This is a genomic window from Kribbella amoyensis (assembly GCF_007828865.1).
GTDB lineage: Bacteria > Actinomycetota > Actinomycetes > Propionibacteriales > Kribbellaceae > Kribbella > Kribbella amoyensis.
This window is the reverse complement of the sequence record NZ_VIVK01000001.1, coordinates 1340625-1357666: the sequence shown is the minus strand read 5'-3', so window position 1 is coordinate 1357666 and position 17042 is coordinate 1340625. Positions and strand designations below refer to the sequence as shown.

Sequence of the window (17042 nt, the reverse complement as noted above, 5' to 3'; positions counted from 1 at the left end):
GAAATTCATGAGAGTCCTGTCAGGCGTCGCGGCGGCGGCGATTCTGGCGCTGGGCGTCGCGGTGCAGCCGGCGAGCCACGCGGTACAGACGGCCCCGGCGGCGGCCGAGAGCGTGACTGGAAGCCAAGCGGCGACCGTCTGGAAGTACCGGCACAACTGCGGCCTCAGCTACGACAACTGCGCGGAGGACCGGCGGCTGTACTCGCGCCTCGGCTGGCCGGTGAGCGCGATCTACTACACGTCCGGCACCGGGACGTGCCCGGGTGGCGGGTGCCCGAAGGGTTACTACTTCTACTACGGAAACGGCTGAGAGCCCGATCCGGCGGCCGTCGCCTCACCGCGGCCGCCGGATCCGCTGCACGGTGAGGAACTCCGCGTCGGCCGACGGACAACAGGCACGAGCGATGACGCGGGCCGGGCCCAGGAGCTCAGGCGTCCGCGAGCTCCTTGGAGCACAGGGCCATGGTCAGGCCGTCGGGGCGGAGGAGTTTGCCCACCTCGAAGAAGCCGCGGACCGCGTGGAAGGCGAGCGCCGGCGCGTCCGGGGGATCCGAGCGGATCTGGCAGACCAGCCGGTCGAACGGTTTGGCGGCGCGTTCGACCGCCCGGTACACCGCGGTACCGATGCCCTGGCGGCGGTGCTGCTCCGCGACCACGATCCGGTCCAGGTGCAGGAAACGGTCCGCGTAGGTTTCGGTGAACCACTGGAAGTCCAGGCTGTCCTGGGCCGAGCCCGGCGCGAAGGTCAGCACGAACGCGGCCACCTCGCCGTCCAGGTCGACGACAGCGGCGTGCGCGGCGATCAGCCGGAGCCAGTCCAGCCGGTCGGCGCCGAGCGGATCGACGTGCCGTTCGGCGGCGGCGTTGAGCGCGAGCACCGCACCTTCGTCAGCGGTGGTCATCGGGCGGAGCTTCACCCGTCCACCATCCCATGGCAATCGCTTTCCGCGGCAGGGGTCAGGTCAGGGGAGGGCCGGACCGGACCCCGAAAACCCGGACCCGGGGTTGGGAATGAACCCTGCGTCGTGCAATGTTGAGCCAGGTGTACTCAAGTCTGCCGGATCGGATTCGGGCGGCGATTTGAACAACCGGTCTCGGATCGGCAACATTGAGTCTGCATCACTCAACTTCGTGGAGGTAACAGCATGGCCCGCGCGGTCGGTATCGATCTCGGTACGACGAACTCCGTCATCGCCGTACTGGAAGGTGGCGAGCCCACCGTCATCCCCAACGCCGAGGGAGCGCGCACGACGCCCTCGGTGGTGGCTTTCGCCAAGAACGGCGAGGTCCTGGTCGGCGAGGTGGCCAAGCGCCAGGCCACCACGAACGTCGACCGGACGATCCGCTCCGTCAAGCGCCACATGGGCGAGGACTGGAGCGTGGACATCGACGGCAAGAAGTTCACGCCGCAGCAGATCAGCGCGTTCGTGCTGCAGAAGCTGAAGCGGGACGCCGAGGCGTACCTCGGGGAGCAGGTCACCGACGCGGTCATCACCGTGCCGGCGTACTTCTCCGACGCGCAGCGCCAGGCGACCAAGGAGGCCGGCGAGATCGCCGGCCTGAACGTGCACCGGATCGTCAACGAGCCGACCGCGGCCGCGCTCGCGTACGGCCTGGACAAGGGCACCGAGCAGACCATCCTGGTCTTCGACCTCGGTGGCGGCACCTTCGACGTGTCGCTGCTGGAGATCGGCGACGGCGTCTTCGAGGTGAAGGCGACCAGCGGTGACAACCACCTCGGTGGTGACGACTGGGACCAGCGGATCGTGCAGTGGCTGGTGACCCAGTTCAAGAACAAGAACGGCACCGACCTGTCCGGCGACAAGATGGCCATGCAGCGGCTCACCGAGGCCGCCGAGAAGGCCAAGATCGAGCTGTCCGCCGCGGCCGAGACGACCATCCACCTGCCGTACCTGAGCCTCACCGACTCCGGTCCGCTGCACCTGGAGGAGAAGCTCTCCCGGGCCGAGTTCCAGAAGATGAGCAACGACCTGCTGGAGCGCGCCCGCGCCCCGTTCAAGGCCGTCATCAAGGACGCCGGCATCGACGTGGCCAAGATCGACCACGTGATCCTGGTCGGCGGGTCGACCCGGATGCCCGCGGTCGCGGACCTGGTCAAGGAGCTGACCGGTGGCAAGGACCCGAACAAGGGTGTGAACCCGGACGAGGTCGTCGCCGTCGGCGCGTCCCTGCAGGCCGGGGTGCTGAAGGGTGAGGTCAAGGACGTCCTGCTGCTCGACGTGACCCCGCTGAGCCTGGGCATCGAGACCAAGGGCGGCGTGTTCACCAAGATCATCGAGCGCAACACCACGATCCCGACCAAGGGCTCGGAGATCTTCACCACCGCCGAGGACAACCAGCCGTCGGTGATGATCCAGGTGTACCAGGGCGAGCGCGAGATGGCCCGCGACAACAAGTCGCTCGGCAACTTCGAGCTGACCGGCCTGCCGCCGGCGCCGCGGAACGTGCCGCAGATCGAGGTCACCTTCGACATCGACGCCAACGGCATCGTGCACGTCAACGCGAAGGACCTTGCCACCGGCAAGGAGCAGCGGATGACCGTGACCGGTGGGTCGGCGCTGCCGAAGACCGACATCGACCAGATGGTCCGCGACGCCGAGCAGTACGCCGAGGAGGACCGCAAGCGCCGGGAGGCGGTCGAGAACCGCAACCAGGCCGAGGGCCTCGTCTACCAGACCGAGAAGTTCCTGTCCGAGAACGAGGACAAGATCCCGGACGACGTGAAGACCGAGGTCAAGGACAACGTCGCCGAGCTGAAGAAGGCGCTCGAGGGTGACGACGCCGACGAGGTCAAGGCCGCGTCGGAAAAGCTCGCCCAGTCCAGCCAGAAGATGGGTGCCGCGATGTACGCGAACGCCCAGGCCGCCGGTGGTGGCTCCGAGTCGGGCGCGTCCGCCGACGGCGACCAGGCCGGTGCTTCCAGCAACGACGACGACGTGGTCGACGCCGAGATCGTGGACGAGGACCGTCCGCAGGACACCAAGCCGGAGGGCGACACCAAGTGACGGATCGTCCGAACGAGCCTGGCAGCGAGTTCGGCGACGGCGAGCCCGTCGTCCGCGACAAGCGCCGGATCGACCCGGAGACGGGCCAGGTGCGGGAGTCGTCCGCGGCTCCCGCTCCGGGTGCCGCGCCCGGTATGCCCGGGACCCCTGGAGCCCAGCCGCCGAAGGACCCGTCGGACCTGATCGGTCCGTCGGCCCAGGAAGCCCTGCTCACCGAAGCGCTCGCGGAGCGTACGGCGGACCTGCAGCGACTGCAGGCCGAGTACGTGAACTACAAGCGCCGGGTGGACCGGGACCGCGAGGCGAATCGCGAGCTGGTGATCGGTTCGGTGCTGACCGAGCTGCTGCAGACGCTCGACGACATCGGCCGGGCCCGCGAGGCCGGCGAGCTGGAGGGGGCCTTCAAGGCTGTCTCCGAGTCGCTCGAGCGGGTCACCGAGAAGCTGGGCCTGGTGCGGTACGGCGAGGTCGGTGACCCGTTCGACCCGCGGATCCATGAGGCGTTGCTGCACAACTATTCCGACGAGGTGGACGGCCCGACCGCGACGGTGGTGATGCAGCCGGGGTACCGCCTCGGCGAGCGGATCCTGCGGGCGGCCAGGGTGGCGGTCTCGGAACCGACCGAGCAGCTGCCCGCCCCGACGGCAGAGGGCACAGATGACAGCGACCGGTCCGCAGAGAAGTCTGCGGAGTAGCGGCGAGCGCGTTCAGGAGGTGACACGCCGATGAGCACGAAGGACTGGCTGGAGAAGGACTTCTACAAGGTTCTCGGTGTCGCCAAGAACGCCGAGGCCGACGAGATCAAGAAGGCCTACCGCAAGCTGGCGCGCAAGTACCACCCGGACTCCAACGCCGGGGACGCGTCGGCGGAGGCGAAGTTCAAGGAGGTCTCCGAGGCGTACGACGTCGTCGGCGACCCGAAGAAGCGCAAGGAGTACGACGAGGCGCGCCGGCTGTTCGGCAGCGGTGGCTTCCGGATGCCGGGTGGCGGCGGCTCGACCGGTGGGCAGGGTGGGTTCGGCTTCGACGTCGGCGACCTGTTCAACCGGGCCGGGTCGGGTGCCGGCGGCGGACTCGGCGACATCCTGGGCGGCGTGTTCGGCGGCGGACGGGGGACGACCACCACGTCGTCCACCGCCCGGCCGCGGCGCGGCGCCGACATCGAGACCGAGGCGACGATCGAGTTCGGCGAGGCCGTCAACGGGGTCACGGTGGCCCTGCGGATGACCAGCGACGAGCCGTGCAAGACGTGTCGCGGGACCGGTGCGAAGTACGGCACCGTGCCGAAGGTCTGCCTCAAGTGCGAGGGCACCGGGATGCAGACCTCGGTCCAGGGTGGCGTCTTCGCGATGACCGAGCCGTGCACCGAGTGCAAGGGTCGCGGCCTGGTCGTCGACGAACCGTGCGAGACCTGCCACGGCTCCGGCCGCGGCCAGTCGAGCAAGACCATGCAGGTCCGCATCCCCGCGGGCGTGCAGGACGGTCAGCGGATCCGGCTGAAGGGCAAGGGCGCGGCCGGCGAACGGGGTGGCCCAGCGGGCGACCTCTACGTCACCGTGCATGTCAACCCGCACCGGATCTTCGGCCGGCAGGCGGAGCACCTGACGTTGACCGTCCCGGTCAGCTTCACCGAGGCCGCGCTCGGCGCGGAGATCAAGGTGCCCACCCTCGACGGTCTTCCGGTCACCGTCCGGATCCCGGCCGGCACCGCGAACGGCAGCAAGCTGCGCGTCCGCGGCAAGGGTTCGGTCCGGCGGGACGGCAGCAAGGGCGACCTGCTGCTGACCATCGAGGTGCAGGTCCCGCACGAGCTGAGCGACGAGCAGCGCGCCAAGCTGCAGGAGTTCAGCACCGCGTCGGACCAGCCTGATCTGCGGGCCGGGTTGTTCGGGAGTTCCTGATGGGCATCCCGTTCAGCCAGGTGCCGACCTGGGACGACCGCACCCCGATCTACGTGATCTCGGTGGCGGCCCAACTGGCCGGCATGCACCCGCAGACGCTGCGCCAGTACGACCGGCTCGGTTTGGTGGTGCCGAGCCGGGCCAGCGGCCGCGGCCGGCGCTACTCGGCGTACGACGTGGCCCGGCTCAGGTACGTCCAGCACCTGTCCCAGGTGGAGGGCGTGAACCTGGCCGGGATCCGGCACATCCTGGACCTGCAGTCGGAGGTGGAGGACCTGCGCAAGCGGGTCAACCAGCTGCTCGCCGAGGTCCAGCGGGGTGTCGGGGTGTCCCGGCGGAGTTCGGCCAGCCGGGTCTTCTCGGCCGGTCCCGCCGGGGACGTGATCGCGATGGGCCGGCAGCAGACCAGTACGCGCTGGATCCGCACCCAGCCGCTCGAGCTGGGCTCGCGCTGAGCTGAGACCACCGGCGGTTCCCGGGAAACCGGGGGCCGCCGGATCCGGCCGGGATCGACCCTGTCAGGGTGATCCCGGCGACCACCGGAGTAACTCCTCCCCCTCGAGGAGGCTCCGATGTCGCCGGAACGGACCGAATCCCCCCTCGGTCGTTCCGGCTGGGCCGGCGATCTTCCACCCCCCGGAAGTCCCCGGCCCTGGCCGCGCGCCTTCCCCCCCCCGAAGGCCGCGGTCGCCGGCCAGAGGTCTCCCTCCCCCCGGAGCCTCTGGCCGGTCCCCTCGGGCACCAGGTGTTCACCGCGAACCTCTTGCCGCCACCCGGTGCGTGCCTACGCTGAAGAGGTGACGCTGACACTCGAGAGTGACCGGCTGCTGATCCGGGACTGGGAAGAGGCCGACGCCGAAGCCGCGGTGGAGATCTACGGCTCGGCGGACGTGGCGCAGTGGTTGTCGCCGGCGATCGAACGGATCGACGAGGTGGCCACGATGAAGCGGGTACTCGCTGCCTGGGTCGAGGCCCAGCCCAACTTCGTCCTGCCGGCCGGCCGCTGGGCGGTGCTGCGCAAGGACACCAACGAACTCGTCGGCGGGCTGCTGATCCGGCTGCTGCCGCCGTACGAGGAGGACCTGGAGATCGGCTGGCAGCTGAAGCCGTCCGCCTGGGGGTACGGGTACGCGACCGAGGCGAGCCGGACGCTAATGCGCTGGGCGTTCACCGAGGGCGGGATCGACGAGTTGTTCGCGGTGGCCCGTCCGCACAACGAGCGCGCGCTGGCGACCGCCGGCCGGCTCGGGATGGAGTGGGTCGGCGAGACCGACAAGTACTACGGCCTGAACCTGCAGGTGTACCGGATCCGGGCCGGCGACTTCAAGGCCGAGGACGCCAAGGAGCACCCACCGGCGCCCGGCGACGACTGACCGGCTGACCGGCTGACGACGGACCGGAGCCGCGGGCGGTCGACGCCCACGACCCGGTCCGCCGGGCATCAGCTGATCAGCCCGTAGGCGCTGGTCACCTCCTGCTCCAACTTGTTGCCGTCAGCATCGACCGCGGTGAGCCGCAGCGACGGCTTCTTCCCCGCCTGCGCCGCCGGATGCGTGACGGTCGTGCTGTAGCGGCCGTCGGCGTGCTTGGCCAGCTTGAGCTCCGTCCACTTCTTGCCGTCGTACGACAGCTCGAGCTTGGCGGAGGTGAACTTCGCCGTCGAACCCGATTCCGCCTGGTGCCGCAGCCCGAGCGTGAGCTGCGTCGGTACGCCGGTCCGGACCCGGCTGAGCTGGTCGGCGGACGGTACGTCGAGGTCGGCGAACACCACCGGCATCACCTCGTCCTCACCGCCCTTCGCCTTCCACGACCAGACCGAGCGCACCTTCGTCGAGTACAGCCAGGTTTCATGGTTCCGTTCGGCCAGCAGCGTCGCCCGGTACGTCGCGGGCTCGGTCGGCGTCTCGACCCACAGGCCGGTGTCCTCCGCGGACGCGAGCAGTTCGCCGTCGCGCTCCACGGTCAGCTGTGCCGTGTTGCGGTAGGTGTCCGCGAACTCCACGCCGCTCTGGAACGGACTCACCTGGAACAGCAGTCCGCCTTCGACATATCTGATGCTGCCCTCGTTGGTACGGGCCACGGGAAGGCCGCTGTTCTGAACGGGGGCCAGGAACCGGAGCGAAGCGCGCTCTCCGGGTCGGTAGCTGCGCTCGGTCGTGTTCGACCCGAAGTTGGCGTCCCCGTTGTTGTAGATCAGCGAACTCGACCATGCCGCGGGGCCCGCCTGGACATAGCTGGTCCGGTGCGAAGGCGCGCTGAAGGTCGGGACAAGCCAACTACCGAAACTGCCCCCGCCCGGGGTGGAGCCGTGCCGAACCTCCGAGGTCGGCACGTTCGCCTTGTGGCTTCCGAACGACTCCGTCACCGTCGCAAGCTGCTTCCGGGGCACCACGACCTTGCCGACAGCGGGCACCTGACCCGTCCACGGCTGCATCAGGTCGTACACGTACGGCGTGGTCGCCTGGCCCGTCAGCTCGACGGTGACCGGCTTCGGCCGGTCCAGCAGCAGCTGCGCGGCCGCCCGCGAGGTTCGCATCGCCGGGATCGTGGCCGCACCGGAATCGCCGGTCGCCCAGTACGGGTTGACCCCGCCGTCACCCGCGATCTCCGGGTTGTACAGCAGGACCGCGGCCGCGCCGGCGTCCTCGGCCGCCTTGACGATCTCACCGTTGTACCGCGGGTCGCTGGTGCCGCGGCGAATCAGGGCCAGCTTGCCCTTCGTCCCCTTCAGCTCCTCGGCCGAACCCGCGCCCGCGTCGTACAGCGCGAGCTTCTTCGTCCCGGTGAAGCGCGGCCCGAAGTAGTAGTCGAGCACCGTGAACGCACTGCCGCCCTGGACCTTCGCCCGGTACGGCGGGACCTCCAGCCGCGTGCCGAGCGCGAACTCCGCATTGCCGGTGCTCACCTTGCTGGTCGGCGTGGCCCGGGTGACGCGAGCGCTCCCGGTCAGATCGAGTCCGATGCCACCAGCCTGCCTGCCGTCCTTGTCCCGCAGCACGTAGACCATCGAGCGCTGCCGCGACGTCAGGTCCTGCGTACCCTCCGCCGTGAGGTCGACCGGCTCGGCCTTCCGCGCGTCCAGGGTGACCGTGCTGTCCTGGGTCACGTTCACCTCGTCTCCGGCCACGAGGTCGAACTGCTCGAGCGCGGTATCCGTCGCAGGCGTACCGAAGAAGGTGGACGCGACATAGCGGCCCGGAGGAACGCGGACCTTGGCCACACCGTCCCGCATCGGCAGGCCGAACGGACCGAGGTCCAGCGGCGCACCGTCGAGCCGGGCGATGGTGATATCCGCGTTCGCCGGCCCGCCGGCCCTGGTGATGCCCTTGAGGGTGAGGTCGTACATCTCGGCTTCGGCGAACCAGCCGATCGTGGTGACGATCGGGTCCGCGCCGGCGGCCGTCGCGGTGATGCGGCCGGAGAAGGTCCCGGTCCCGGCGGCGGCCCGGTCGGCCGTGACGGTGACCTTGGCCTCGCCATTGGCGGGGACGACGAGCTGGGTGGCACTCAGCTTCGGGGTCGCCTGCGCCGGGTCGAGGGATGCCGCCAGTTGCAGCGTCACCGGCGTACCGGTGGGGTTGCGGTAGGTGAGGTCGCGGCTGACCTCGTCCTTGGCCGGGTAAGGCCAGAGCAGCGTGCCGAGTTCCAGTTCGCCGAGGTCGACCGTGACGGCCGGCTCGGTGGCCTGGTCGGCGTCGACACGGCCGGCGCCTTCTTCGTCGACCCGAGCCTGCTGCGGGTCGGCCGTGGAGATCAGCCGCGCCTTGAGCTGGGTGGCCTTCCAGTCCGGGTGGGCCTGCGCGACCAGGGCCGCGGTCCCGGCGACGTGCGGCGTGGCCATCGACGTACCGGTCAGGGTCGTGTAGCTGTCGCCGACCGGGTCACCGATGGACGTCCCGGCGGCCCGGGCGGCGACGATGTCGGTCCCGGGAGCGGAGATCTCCGGCTTCAGGGCGCCGTCGCCCTTGCGCGGACCACGGCACGAGCTGTCGTTGAGCGAGCCGTCCCGTTGCAGGTTTCCGACGGCCAAGGCGTCGTCCGCGGCCGCCGGCGAGGTGACGGTGGCCGGCTGCGGGAAGAAACAGTTGCCAGCAGCAACGACGAAGAGGGTGCCGGTGTCCTGGGTGAGCCGGTTGACGGCCAGCGACAGGTCGTCGGTGCCGTCGCTCGGGTCCGCGCTGCCGAGGCTCAGGTTCGCCACGTCTGCGCCCTGGGCAGCGGCCCACTCCATGCCGGCGATGATCCCGGAGAAGTAGCCGGAGCCGAAGTCGTCGAGCACCTTGGCGTTCAGCAGCGTCGCTTCGTGGGCGACCCCCTTGTACTTGCCGCCCGACGCCGCACCGGAGCCGGCGGCGATACTGGCGACGTGGGTCCCGTGGCCGAAGTGGTCGACGGCGTCCGCGGCCTCGGAGAAGTTCTCCGACTGCGCGATCCGGCCGGCCAGGTCCGGATGGGTGGGGTCGAGGCCGGTGTCGAGGACGGCGATCTTCGTGCCCTTGCCGGTGAAGCCACGCTGCCAGGCGGCCGGCCCACCGATCTGCGGAACGCTCTGGTCCAGGCCGGCTCGGACCTGCCGGTCGAGGGACACGCGCTGGACGGCCGCGTTCACCCGGGCCGTACTGCCGGGAGCCAGGGTGGCCCAGAAGTCGTCCGTCGAGCTCTTGTCCACAGCCGCCGCGCGGGCGCCGATGCTGGTCAGGACCCGCGAGCTCTTGGTCCCCGGGAGTTGGGCCTGCCGGGCTCGCGTGGTGGCCGCGGCCGGCGTCCCGGCGTACCGGACGATGACGGGCAGGGTCTTCGAGCTCGCGTCGTCACGGCCTTCGGCGATCAGCGTGGTGACGTCGAACAGGGTGCGGTCGAGCCGGCCGGAGAGAACGTCGGCCCGCGCGGCGGACGGTACGACGTACGTGTGGCCGCCCGAGTACGTGGTGATGGCGGACGTGGATCGGCTCGTCGGGGTGGGTTCGAAGACGACCTCTTCGGGCTTGCCCGGCCGCGGGGTCACGCGGACCCGGTCACCGGTGATCAGCGTGATCGTCTTCGGCTGGACTGTGGCCCGCTCGGACGGCGGTGGTGGTGCCGCCTGAGCGGGCGAGGCCGCCGCGGTGCTCGCGAGGAGCGCGCCGACGACCAAGGGGGTGATCCATCGGGGATGCAAGTGATCCTCCAGTAGACGGAAACGGTTCGCCCGGAAGACGTCACCTGGCGTGCCGACGGTTCTGTTTCGCCCCCGATTCGCAGTCACGCAGTGCGGCGGCGCGTCCCGTAGAGAGCCATTCCGATGGTCGCGAACGCGCACAGTGTGTAGGAGTTGCCGGCCAGGAGTTGGAGTCCGTGGTGCGTGTACTCCTTGTCACCCAGGTACGGCGTGTGCCACGGCAGGCCGATGCCGGTCGCAACCAGCCAGCAGAGCGCCAGCCCGCCCAGCGCAGAACTGCGGGCCTGCAGCGCGCGGTACACCAAGACGGCGGTGATCGGGAGAGCCCAGACCCAGTGACCGGTCCAGGAGATCGGTGACACCAGCACACCGACCAGTGAGGTGAGGAGCACGGACTCCAGCACGTAGCCCTGCTCGTACGCTCGTCGTACCGCCAGGAAGCCGAGGACCAGCGTTACCGCGACCGCCAGCAGCCAGTACGGTGCGATGCCGTCGATCCCGCCGTTGATCCGGGCGAACACCCCGCGCCACGCCTGGTTGCTGATGAAGTGTGTCGCGCCCGGCCGGCTCGGGTCGAAGAGGTGGTGGCCCCAGAACTGCCGGGAAGCGTCCGGGAGCACGAGCGCACCGGCCAGCATCGTGCCGATCGTCGCCGCGGCCGCCGTCGCCGCCTCGCGGTAGCGCCGGGTGACGAGCAGGTAGACGATGAAGATCCCGGGCGTCAGCTTGATCCCGGTCGCCACGCCGACCAGCACGCCGCGGAACCGAGGCGGCAGGTGGCCGAGCAGGTCGACCAGGAGCAGCGCCGTGAGCACGAGGTTCACCTGGCCGAGGTCGAAGGTGGACCGGACCGGCTCCAGCGCGACGCCGGCGGCCCCGACCGCCAGACCGATCGCGGCGACCCTCCAACGCGACCACCGCGGCCTGAGCGCACGCACGGTGACCATGCCGATCACCAGTAGGGCCGAGGCGTTGACCAGTGTCATCAGGGCGCGGCCGCCCGCTGTCCCGAGCATCGCGACCGGTGCGAAGACCACGGCGGCGAACGGTGGGTAGGTGAAGCCGAGCACCATGTCCTTCGGGTAGGCCAGGTGGGCGGTGTAGATGTCCTGGCCGTCGAGGAACGCCTGGGCGGACACCACGTAAACCCGCAGGTCGTACTGCAAGGAGGTTGGTGGCCAGAGCCACAGGCAGACCGTCAGGAAAAGGATGGCCGTGGCAACGAGCAGGAGGACTGGCTGCCGGGCCGGGACCGAGCCGCGGCCGGCCGGACGTACGGGAGGACTGATCGTCATGCGCTCGACCCTCGCCGCGCGACCCCCTGGGCCACATCGCCGCGAGGAGCCACCCCGGGTCGCCGGTCGGAGTGACTCGCCACGCCGCAGGATCACTCCAAAGAGTGACGGCCCGGGACCCGCTCGCCCGCAGAATGGTCGGGTGACCGCAGACGCCGTGCTCGCCGCGCCGCCGGGTCGCCGGACGGTCCGCCTGCTCGTGGTCGAGGGCAGAGTCGCGCGGATAGTTGCCAGGTGGCCGCAGAGGCAGGGCCGATGAGCCTGGTCCGGCGGGTGCGCGACCTGTTCGCCGACCCGGCAGGTGACGTCGTGCTGGCTGTGCTGGCCGTCGGGCTGACCCAGCTGTGGTTCCTGCGGTGCACCGACGACTGGGTCTACGCCCGGCTCGGCTTTCCGCTTCTGGTAGCGGTCGTGCCGGTACTGATCGCGCTCTGCCGGATCGAGCCGATGGTCGCCGCGATGGGGCTGGCTGCCGGTGCGTTCGGGTCCCTGCTGATCGGCAACGTCAACTGGGTCGTGGTGGCCGGCTGCTGCCTCGCGCTGTGGTGGTTGCCGGCGCGGTGCGACTGGCGGACCGTTCTGGTGACGGTCGCTGCGGTCACGGGGCTCCCGTTCTTGCTCGGCCTCGTCCGCCTCGAACTGGTCGCGGTCGCCTTGCCGAACGTCCGCGAGGCGATCAACGGCGAGGGCGGCGCGCTGATCGCGATGTCGCGCGGGATCGCCTGGGAGCGGTACGAGCGGATCTACAACCTGTCCTGGCCGTGGTGGTTCTCAGCGCTCTTCCTGCTCGTCGGAGCCGGCTCCTGGCTGTGGTGGTCACTGCACAGCGAGCGGGGCGAGGTGAAGCCCGAGTGGCAGCGGCGGCAAGACCTGGCCGCGTTCCTCCGCCGACCGGACCGGGCGCTGGTGCTGGACACCTTGCTGGGCTCGGTCATGAGCGCGCTCATCCTGCTGGACCTGGTCCGCGACGTCGCCAAGGACAGCAACTGGTGGACTGCCCCGGGCTGGATGCCGTACGCCATCGCGTACTCGGCCCTCACCCTCGTCGTACGACGTCGCCGGCCGGCGATCCCCGTGGTCGTGCTGGGGATCGCCGCTCTGCTGACGTACTGGCAGACCTGGGACAGCTGGTCGGTGCTGGGCGCTCTCGGCCTGGCCGTGTACTCGCTGGCGGCCGGGCGGCTCAAGTTCCGATGGATCCTGGTGACCGCGATCGGCGTGCTCGGCGCGTTGCCGCTGATCGCCCGGGTCGTCCGCTACCCGCAGCTGACCCTGGTCTTCCCCGAGCTGGACCGGCAACCGTTCGACTTCGGGACTTCCGGGGACGGCCAACTGCACAACCTTGCCTACGAGGCAGTGGTCGACCGGAAATGGCCGGTGTCCCTCTCCTTGCTCCTGTTGCTGCCGTTGTCCGTCGGCTTCCTGGCCAGGCTCTACCGTCGCAATCGGGAGGCGTCGGAGCGCGAGGCCGCATTGGAACGCGCCGCGGCCGAGCAGGACGCGGCACAGGTCGTACTGACCGAGCGGTCGCACATCGCCAGGGACCTGCACGACGTGGTGGCGCACGCGGTGAATCTGATGGTCATCCAGGCCGAGACCGGCCCGGACCTGGTCGCGCGGGGTGACCAGGACGTGCTGGCCGGCTTCCAGCGGATCGGTGACGCCGGCCGGCGGGCGCTGGGAGAGCTGGACCGGATGCTGTCGGCACTGCGCGACGCGGACGGCGTACCGGACCCTGAGCTGACCCCACAGCCCGGGCTGGCCGAGCTGCGGTGGTTGGTGGCGGACGTGGCGCACGACGGGCTCGCGGTGGAGCTGTCCGTCCAGGGAGAGACCGAGCTGGCGCCGACGGGGCACCAGTTGGCGGCGTACCGGTTGGTGCAGGAGGCGTTGACCAACGTGGTGCGGCATGCAGCGGCAACGGAGGTGATGGTGACGCTGCGGGTGGACGCCGAGGAGTTACGGGTGGAGATCAGCGACAACGGGCACGGTTTCGACCCGGAGGCGGCGCGGGCCGCTGGGCGGCACGGACTGGCCGGGATGCGGGAGCGGGTACGGATCCACCACGGCACGCTGGCGATCGACTCGGTGCCGGGGCGGGGCACGACGATCGCGGCCCTGATCCCGCTGACGGCGAAGGTGGCCCGGTGATCAAGGTGATGGTGGTCGACGACCAGGACCTGGTCCGGGACGGGATCTCGATGATCCTGGACGGGCAGCCGGACATCGAGGTGGCCGCGCAGGCGGTCGACGGCGCCGACGCGATCCGCCGGGCGGCCGGGCTGCTCGACCTGCGGGTCGTGCTGATGGACGTCCGGATGCCCGTGCTGGACGGGATCGAGGCGACCCGCCGGCTGGTCCAGCGGCCGGACGCGCCGCGGGTGCTGATCCTGACGACCTTCGATCTCGACGAGTACGTGTACGACGCACTGCGGGCGGGCGCGAGCGGGTTCCTGCTGAAGAGGTCGTCGCGGGACGAACTGATCAACGCGGTCCGGGTGATCGCCGCCGGTGACGCGCTGCTGGCGCCGCCGGTGACCCGGCGGCTGCTCGACCGGTTCGCCGCCGGCCGGCCGGCCCCCGACGAGTGCGGCCGGCTCGACGAGCTGACCGCGCGCGAACGCGAAGTACTCCGGCTGGTGGCCGAGGGCAACTCGAACGCGGAGATCGCGGCCGCGTTGCACCTGACCGAGCACACGGTCAAGACGCACGTCAGCCGGATGCTGACCAAGACCGGGCTGCGCGACCGCGTGCAGGCGGTCATCCTCGCCTACGACACCGGCCTCGTCGCACCGCGGCCGTTCGACCGTCGCAGCCTGTAGGTCCGGCCGGGTCTGTGACCGCCGCATCACTGAGCGTCAAAGCGTCTGGACCCGGGCGTGACCCTGACTCTTCCCGGGGATTTGGCAGACTTGAGTGGAATGGACTCAACTTTCGCTAGGTTGTATCTAGCGAAGACTTGACGTGAGAAGTGAAAGGCTGGAACCAGATGGATGTTCAGCGGTTGACGACGCTGGCGCGCGAAACGCTGTCGGTGGCGATCCGTCAGACCTCCGCGGCGGGCAACCCGACCGTGGAACCGATTCACCTGTTGTCGGCACTGCTCGCGCAGCCCGAGGGGACCACCGTCGGTCTGCTCGAGGCCGCCGGCGCCGAGGTCGACGCGGTCCGCCGCCGGACCGCCGAGCAGCTCGCCCGGCTGCCGAAGGCGAGTGGTGGCAGTGTGCAGGCGCCGAGCCTGTCCCCGAAGACCAGCGACGTGCTGAACCAGGCGGAGCAGCGGGCGCTCGGGCTCGGCGACGAGTACGTCTCGACCGAGCACCTGCTGATCGCGCTGGCGACCGTCGAGGGCGTCGCGCAGACCGCGCTCGGGGTGACGACCGACGCGCTGCTGCAGGCGTTCGACCAGATGCGTGGCAACCGCCGGATCACCTCGCCGGAGGCCGAGGGCACGACGAAGTCGCTGGAGAAGTACGGCATCGACCTGACCGAGCGGGCTCGCGACGGCAAGCTCGACCCGGTGATCGGCCGTGACTCCGAGATCCGCCGCGTCGTGCAGGTGCTGTCCCGCCGGACCAAGAACAACCCCGTCCTGATCGGTGAGCCCGGCGTCGGCAAGACCGCCGTCGTCGAGGGGCTGGCCCAGCGGATCGTGGCCGGTGACGTGCCCGAGTCGCTGCGCGGCCGCCGGCTGATCAGCCTGGACCTCGGCGCGATGGTCGCGGGCGCCAAGTACCGCGGTGAGTTCGAGGAGCGGCTGAAGGCGGTGCTGACCGAGATCAAGGAGTCGGACGGCCAGATCATCACCTTCATCGACGAGCTGCACACCGTCGTCGGCGCCGGCGCGTCCGGCGAGGGCGCGATGGACGCCGGCAACATGCTGAAGCCGATGCTGGCCCGTGGTGAGCTGCGGATGATCGGCGCCACCACGCTGGACGAGTACCGGACCCGGATCGAGAAGGACCCGGCGCTGGAGCGCCGGTTCCAGCAGGTGTTCGTCGGGGAGCCGTCGGTCGAGGACTCGATCGCGATCCTGCGTGGCCTGAAGGAGCGCTACGAGGCGCACCACAAGGTCGCGATCTCCGACAGCGCGCTCGTCGCGGCCGCGACGCTGTCCAACCGCTACATCACCGGCCGGCAGTTGCCCGACAAGGCGATCGACCTGGTCGACGAGGCCGCGTCCCGGCTGCGGATGGAGATCGACTCCTCCCCGGTCGAGATCGACTCGCTGCGGCGGACGGTCGACCGGCTGAAGATGGAGGAGCTCGCCCTCGGCCGCGAGGAGGACGCGTCCAGCCAGGAGCGGCTCGAGCGGCTGCGCGCCGACCTCGCCGACCGCGAGGAGGAACTGCGCGCGCTGGAGTCGCGGTGGGAGAAGGAGAAGTCCGGCCTGAACCGGGTCGGTGAGATCAAGGAGCGGATCGACGAGCTGCGCGGCCAGGCCGAGCGGGCCCAGCGCGAGGGCGACTTCGAGACCGCGTCCCGGATCCTCTACGGCGAGATTCCGCAGCTGGACAAGGAGCTCGAGGAGGCCTCGGCCGAGCCCGAGGTCACCGACGGCCCGGACGCGATGGTCAACGAGGAGGTCGGCCCGACCGAGATTGCCGAGGTGATCGCGATGTGGACCGGCATCCCGACCGGCCGGCTGCTCGAGGGCGAGACCGGCAAGCTGCTCCGGATGGAGGACGAGCTGGGGCATCGGCTGATCGGTCAGCGCGAGGCGGTCAAGGCCGTCAGCGACGCGGTTCGCCGGGCCCGTGCGGGCATCTCCGACCCGGACCGGCCGACCGGTTCGTTCCTGTTCCTCGGCCCGACCGGTGTCGGCAAGACCGAGCTGGCCAAGGCGCTGGCGGACTTCCTGTTCGACGACGAGCGCGCGATGGTGCGGATCGACATGTCCGAGTACGGCGAGAAGCACAGCGTCTCCCGGCTCGTCGGCGCACCGCCCGGGTACGTCGGCTACGAGGAGGGCGGTCAGCTGACCGAAGCGGTCCGGCGGCGTCCTTACTCGGTGATCCTGCTCGACGAGGTGGAGAAGGCGCATCCCGAGGTCTTCGACATCCTGCTGCAGGTGCTGGACGACGGCCGGCTGACCGACGGCCAGGGCCGCACGGTCGACTTCCGCAACGTGATCCTGATCCTGACCAGCAACCTGGGCTCGGCGTACCTGGCCGATCTGGGGCTGGACGACCAGGCCAAGCGGGACCAGGTGATGGCGGTGGTGCGGCAGTCGTTCAAGCCCGAGTTCATCAACCGGCTGGACGAGATCGTGCTGTTCGACGCGCTCGGCAGCGAGGAGCTGACCCAGATCGTCGGGCTGCAGATCGAGGCCCTGCAGAAGCGGCTGGGCGACCGGCGGATCACGCTCGACGTCGGCGACGACGCGATGGAGTGGCTGGCGATGACCGGGTACGACCCGGTGTACGGCGCCCGCCCGTTGCGCCGGCTGGTCCAGTCGGCGATCGGCGACGAGCTCGCCCGGGCGCTGCTGGCCGGTGACGTCCGCGACGGCGACACCGTGTACGTCCGGCTGAACGAGGCGAAGGACGCCCTCGAGGTCAGCACGCTCTGACCACGGGCCGGGAAGCCCCGGGTGGATCACGGTGATCCGTCCGGGGCTTCGTGGTTTCCGGGGCCTGATCTGGGAGGATCGAAGGAGAGT

General features: G+C 70.2%; 12 protein-coding genes. 9 read left to right on the top strand and 3 right to left on the bottom strand.

What is annotated here, in order from left to right:
* Window positions 1-7 precede the first annotated feature (7 nt).
* Window positions 8-310, top strand: a complete 303-nt coding sequence (locus tag FB561_RS06525) for a hypothetical protein (protein WP_145804088.1) — start codon at window positions 8-10, stop codon at window positions 308-310.
* 118 nt (window positions 311-428) lie between these two features.
* Here FB561_RS06525 and FB561_RS06520 read toward each other — a convergent pair whose 3' ends face one another.
* On the bottom strand, window positions 429-902 hold the full coding sequence (locus FB561_RS06520; protein ID WP_145804086.1) for a GNAT family N-acetyltransferase: 474 nt from the start codon (window positions 900-902) through the stop codon (window positions 429-431).
* 243 nt (window positions 903-1145) lie between these two features.
* Between FB561_RS06520 and dnaK the strand changes: the two genes are divergently transcribed.
* The 5 genes from dnaK to FB561_RS06495 all read left to right on the top strand — a co-directional run bounded on the left by dnaK (window position 1146) and on the right by FB561_RS06495 (window position 6300).
* Window positions 1146-3026, top strand: a complete 1881-nt coding sequence (gene dnaK / locus FB561_RS06515) for a molecular chaperone DnaK (RefSeq protein WP_145804084.1) — start codon at window positions 1146-1148, stop codon at window positions 3024-3026.
* Window positions 3023-3721, top strand: a complete 699-nt coding sequence (gene grpE, locus FB561_RS06510; protein ID WP_145804082.1) for a nucleotide exchange factor GrpE — start codon at window positions 3023-3025, stop codon at window positions 3719-3721. The genes dnaK and grpE overlap by 4 nt, the downstream gene beginning before the upstream one ends.
* Window positions 3722-3751: 30 nt before the next feature.
* Window positions 3752-4927, top strand: a complete 1176-nt coding sequence (gene dnaJ / locus FB561_RS06505) for a molecular chaperone DnaJ (RefSeq protein ID WP_145804080.1) — start codon at window positions 3752-3754, stop codon at window positions 4925-4927.
* Window positions 4927-5382, top strand: coding sequence for a heat shock protein transcriptional repressor HspR (locus FB561_RS06500; protein ID WP_145804078.1), 456 nt, complete (start codon window positions 4927-4929; stop codon window positions 5380-5382). The genes dnaJ and FB561_RS06500 overlap by 1 nt, the downstream gene beginning before the upstream one ends.
* Window positions 5383-5724: 342 nt before the next feature.
* Window positions 5725-6300, top strand: a complete 576-nt coding sequence (locus tag FB561_RS06495) for a GNAT family N-acetyltransferase (protein WP_238334677.1) — start codon at window positions 5725-5727, stop codon at window positions 6298-6300.
* Window positions 6301-6368: 68 nt separating this feature from the next.
* Here FB561_RS06495 and FB561_RS06490 read toward each other — a convergent pair whose 3' ends face one another.
* Both FB561_RS06490 and FB561_RS06485 read right to left on the bottom strand, forming a co-directional pair.
* Window positions 6369-10061: a S8 family peptidase gene (locus FB561_RS06490; RefSeq protein WP_238334676.1), complete on the bottom strand. Its 3693-nt coding sequence runs from the start codon at window positions 10059-10061 to the stop codon at window positions 6369-6371.
* A gap of 107 nt (window positions 10062-10168) precedes the next feature.
* Window positions 10169-11380, bottom strand: a complete 1212-nt coding sequence (locus FB561_RS06485; RefSeq protein WP_145804072.1) for a glycosyltransferase 87 family protein — start codon at window positions 11378-11380, stop codon at window positions 10169-10171.
* Between the two features lie 234 nt (window positions 11381-11614).
* Here FB561_RS06485 and FB561_RS06480 point away from each other — a divergent pair, with 234 nt between their 5' ends.
* From FB561_RS06480 to clpB, 3 genes are all read left to right on the top strand, one after another.
* Window positions 11615-13531 (top strand): sensor histidine kinase, encoded by a 1917-nt coding sequence (locus FB561_RS06480; RefSeq protein WP_145804070.1) that lies wholly within the window; start codon window positions 11615-11617, stop codon window positions 13529-13531.
* Window positions 13528-14202 carry a response regulator transcription factor gene (locus FB561_RS06475; protein WP_238334675.1) on the top strand — a complete coding sequence of 225 codons (675 nt, stop codon included), beginning with the start codon at window positions 13528-13530 and terminating at the stop codon, window positions 14200-14202. Before FB561_RS06480 ends, FB561_RS06475 begins: the two co-directional genes overlap by 4 nt.
* 167 nt (window positions 14203-14369) lie before the next feature.
* On the top strand, window positions 14370-16952 hold the full coding sequence (gene clpB / locus FB561_RS06470; RefSeq protein WP_145804067.1) for an ATP-dependent chaperone ClpB: 2583 nt from the start codon (window positions 14370-14372) through the stop codon (window positions 16950-16952).
* The last annotated feature ends 90 nt before the right edge of the window (window positions 16953-17042 follow it).

Excerpts from the sequence above, each read along its gene's own strand:
- FB561_RS06525 (WP_145804088.1), top strand. The coding sequence starts at position 8 with ATGAGAGTCCTGTCAGGCGTCGCGGCGGCGGCGATTCTGGCGCTGGGC.
- FB561_RS06520 (WP_145804086.1), bottom strand. The coding sequence starts at position 902 with ATGACCACCGCTGACGAAGGTGCGGTGCTCGCGCTCAACGCCGCCGCC.
- dnaK (WP_145804084.1), top strand. The coding sequence starts at position 1,146 with ATGGCCCGCGCGGTCGGTATCGATCTCGGTACGACGAACTCCGTCATC.
- dnaJ (WP_145804080.1), top strand. The coding sequence starts at position 3,752 with ATGAGCACGAAGGACTGGCTGGAGAAGGACTTCTACAAGGTTCTCGGT.
- FB561_RS06500 (WP_145804078.1), top strand. The coding sequence starts at position 4,927 with ATGGGCATCCCGTTCAGCCAGGTGCCGACCTGGGACGACCGCACCCCG.
- FB561_RS06485 (WP_145804072.1), bottom strand. The coding sequence starts at position 11,380 with ATGACGATCAGTCCTCCCGTACGTCCGGCCGGCCGCGGCTCGGTCCCG.
- clpB (WP_145804067.1), top strand. The coding sequence starts at position 14,370 with ATGGATGTTCAGCGGTTGACGACGCTGGCGCGCGAAACGCTGTCGGTG.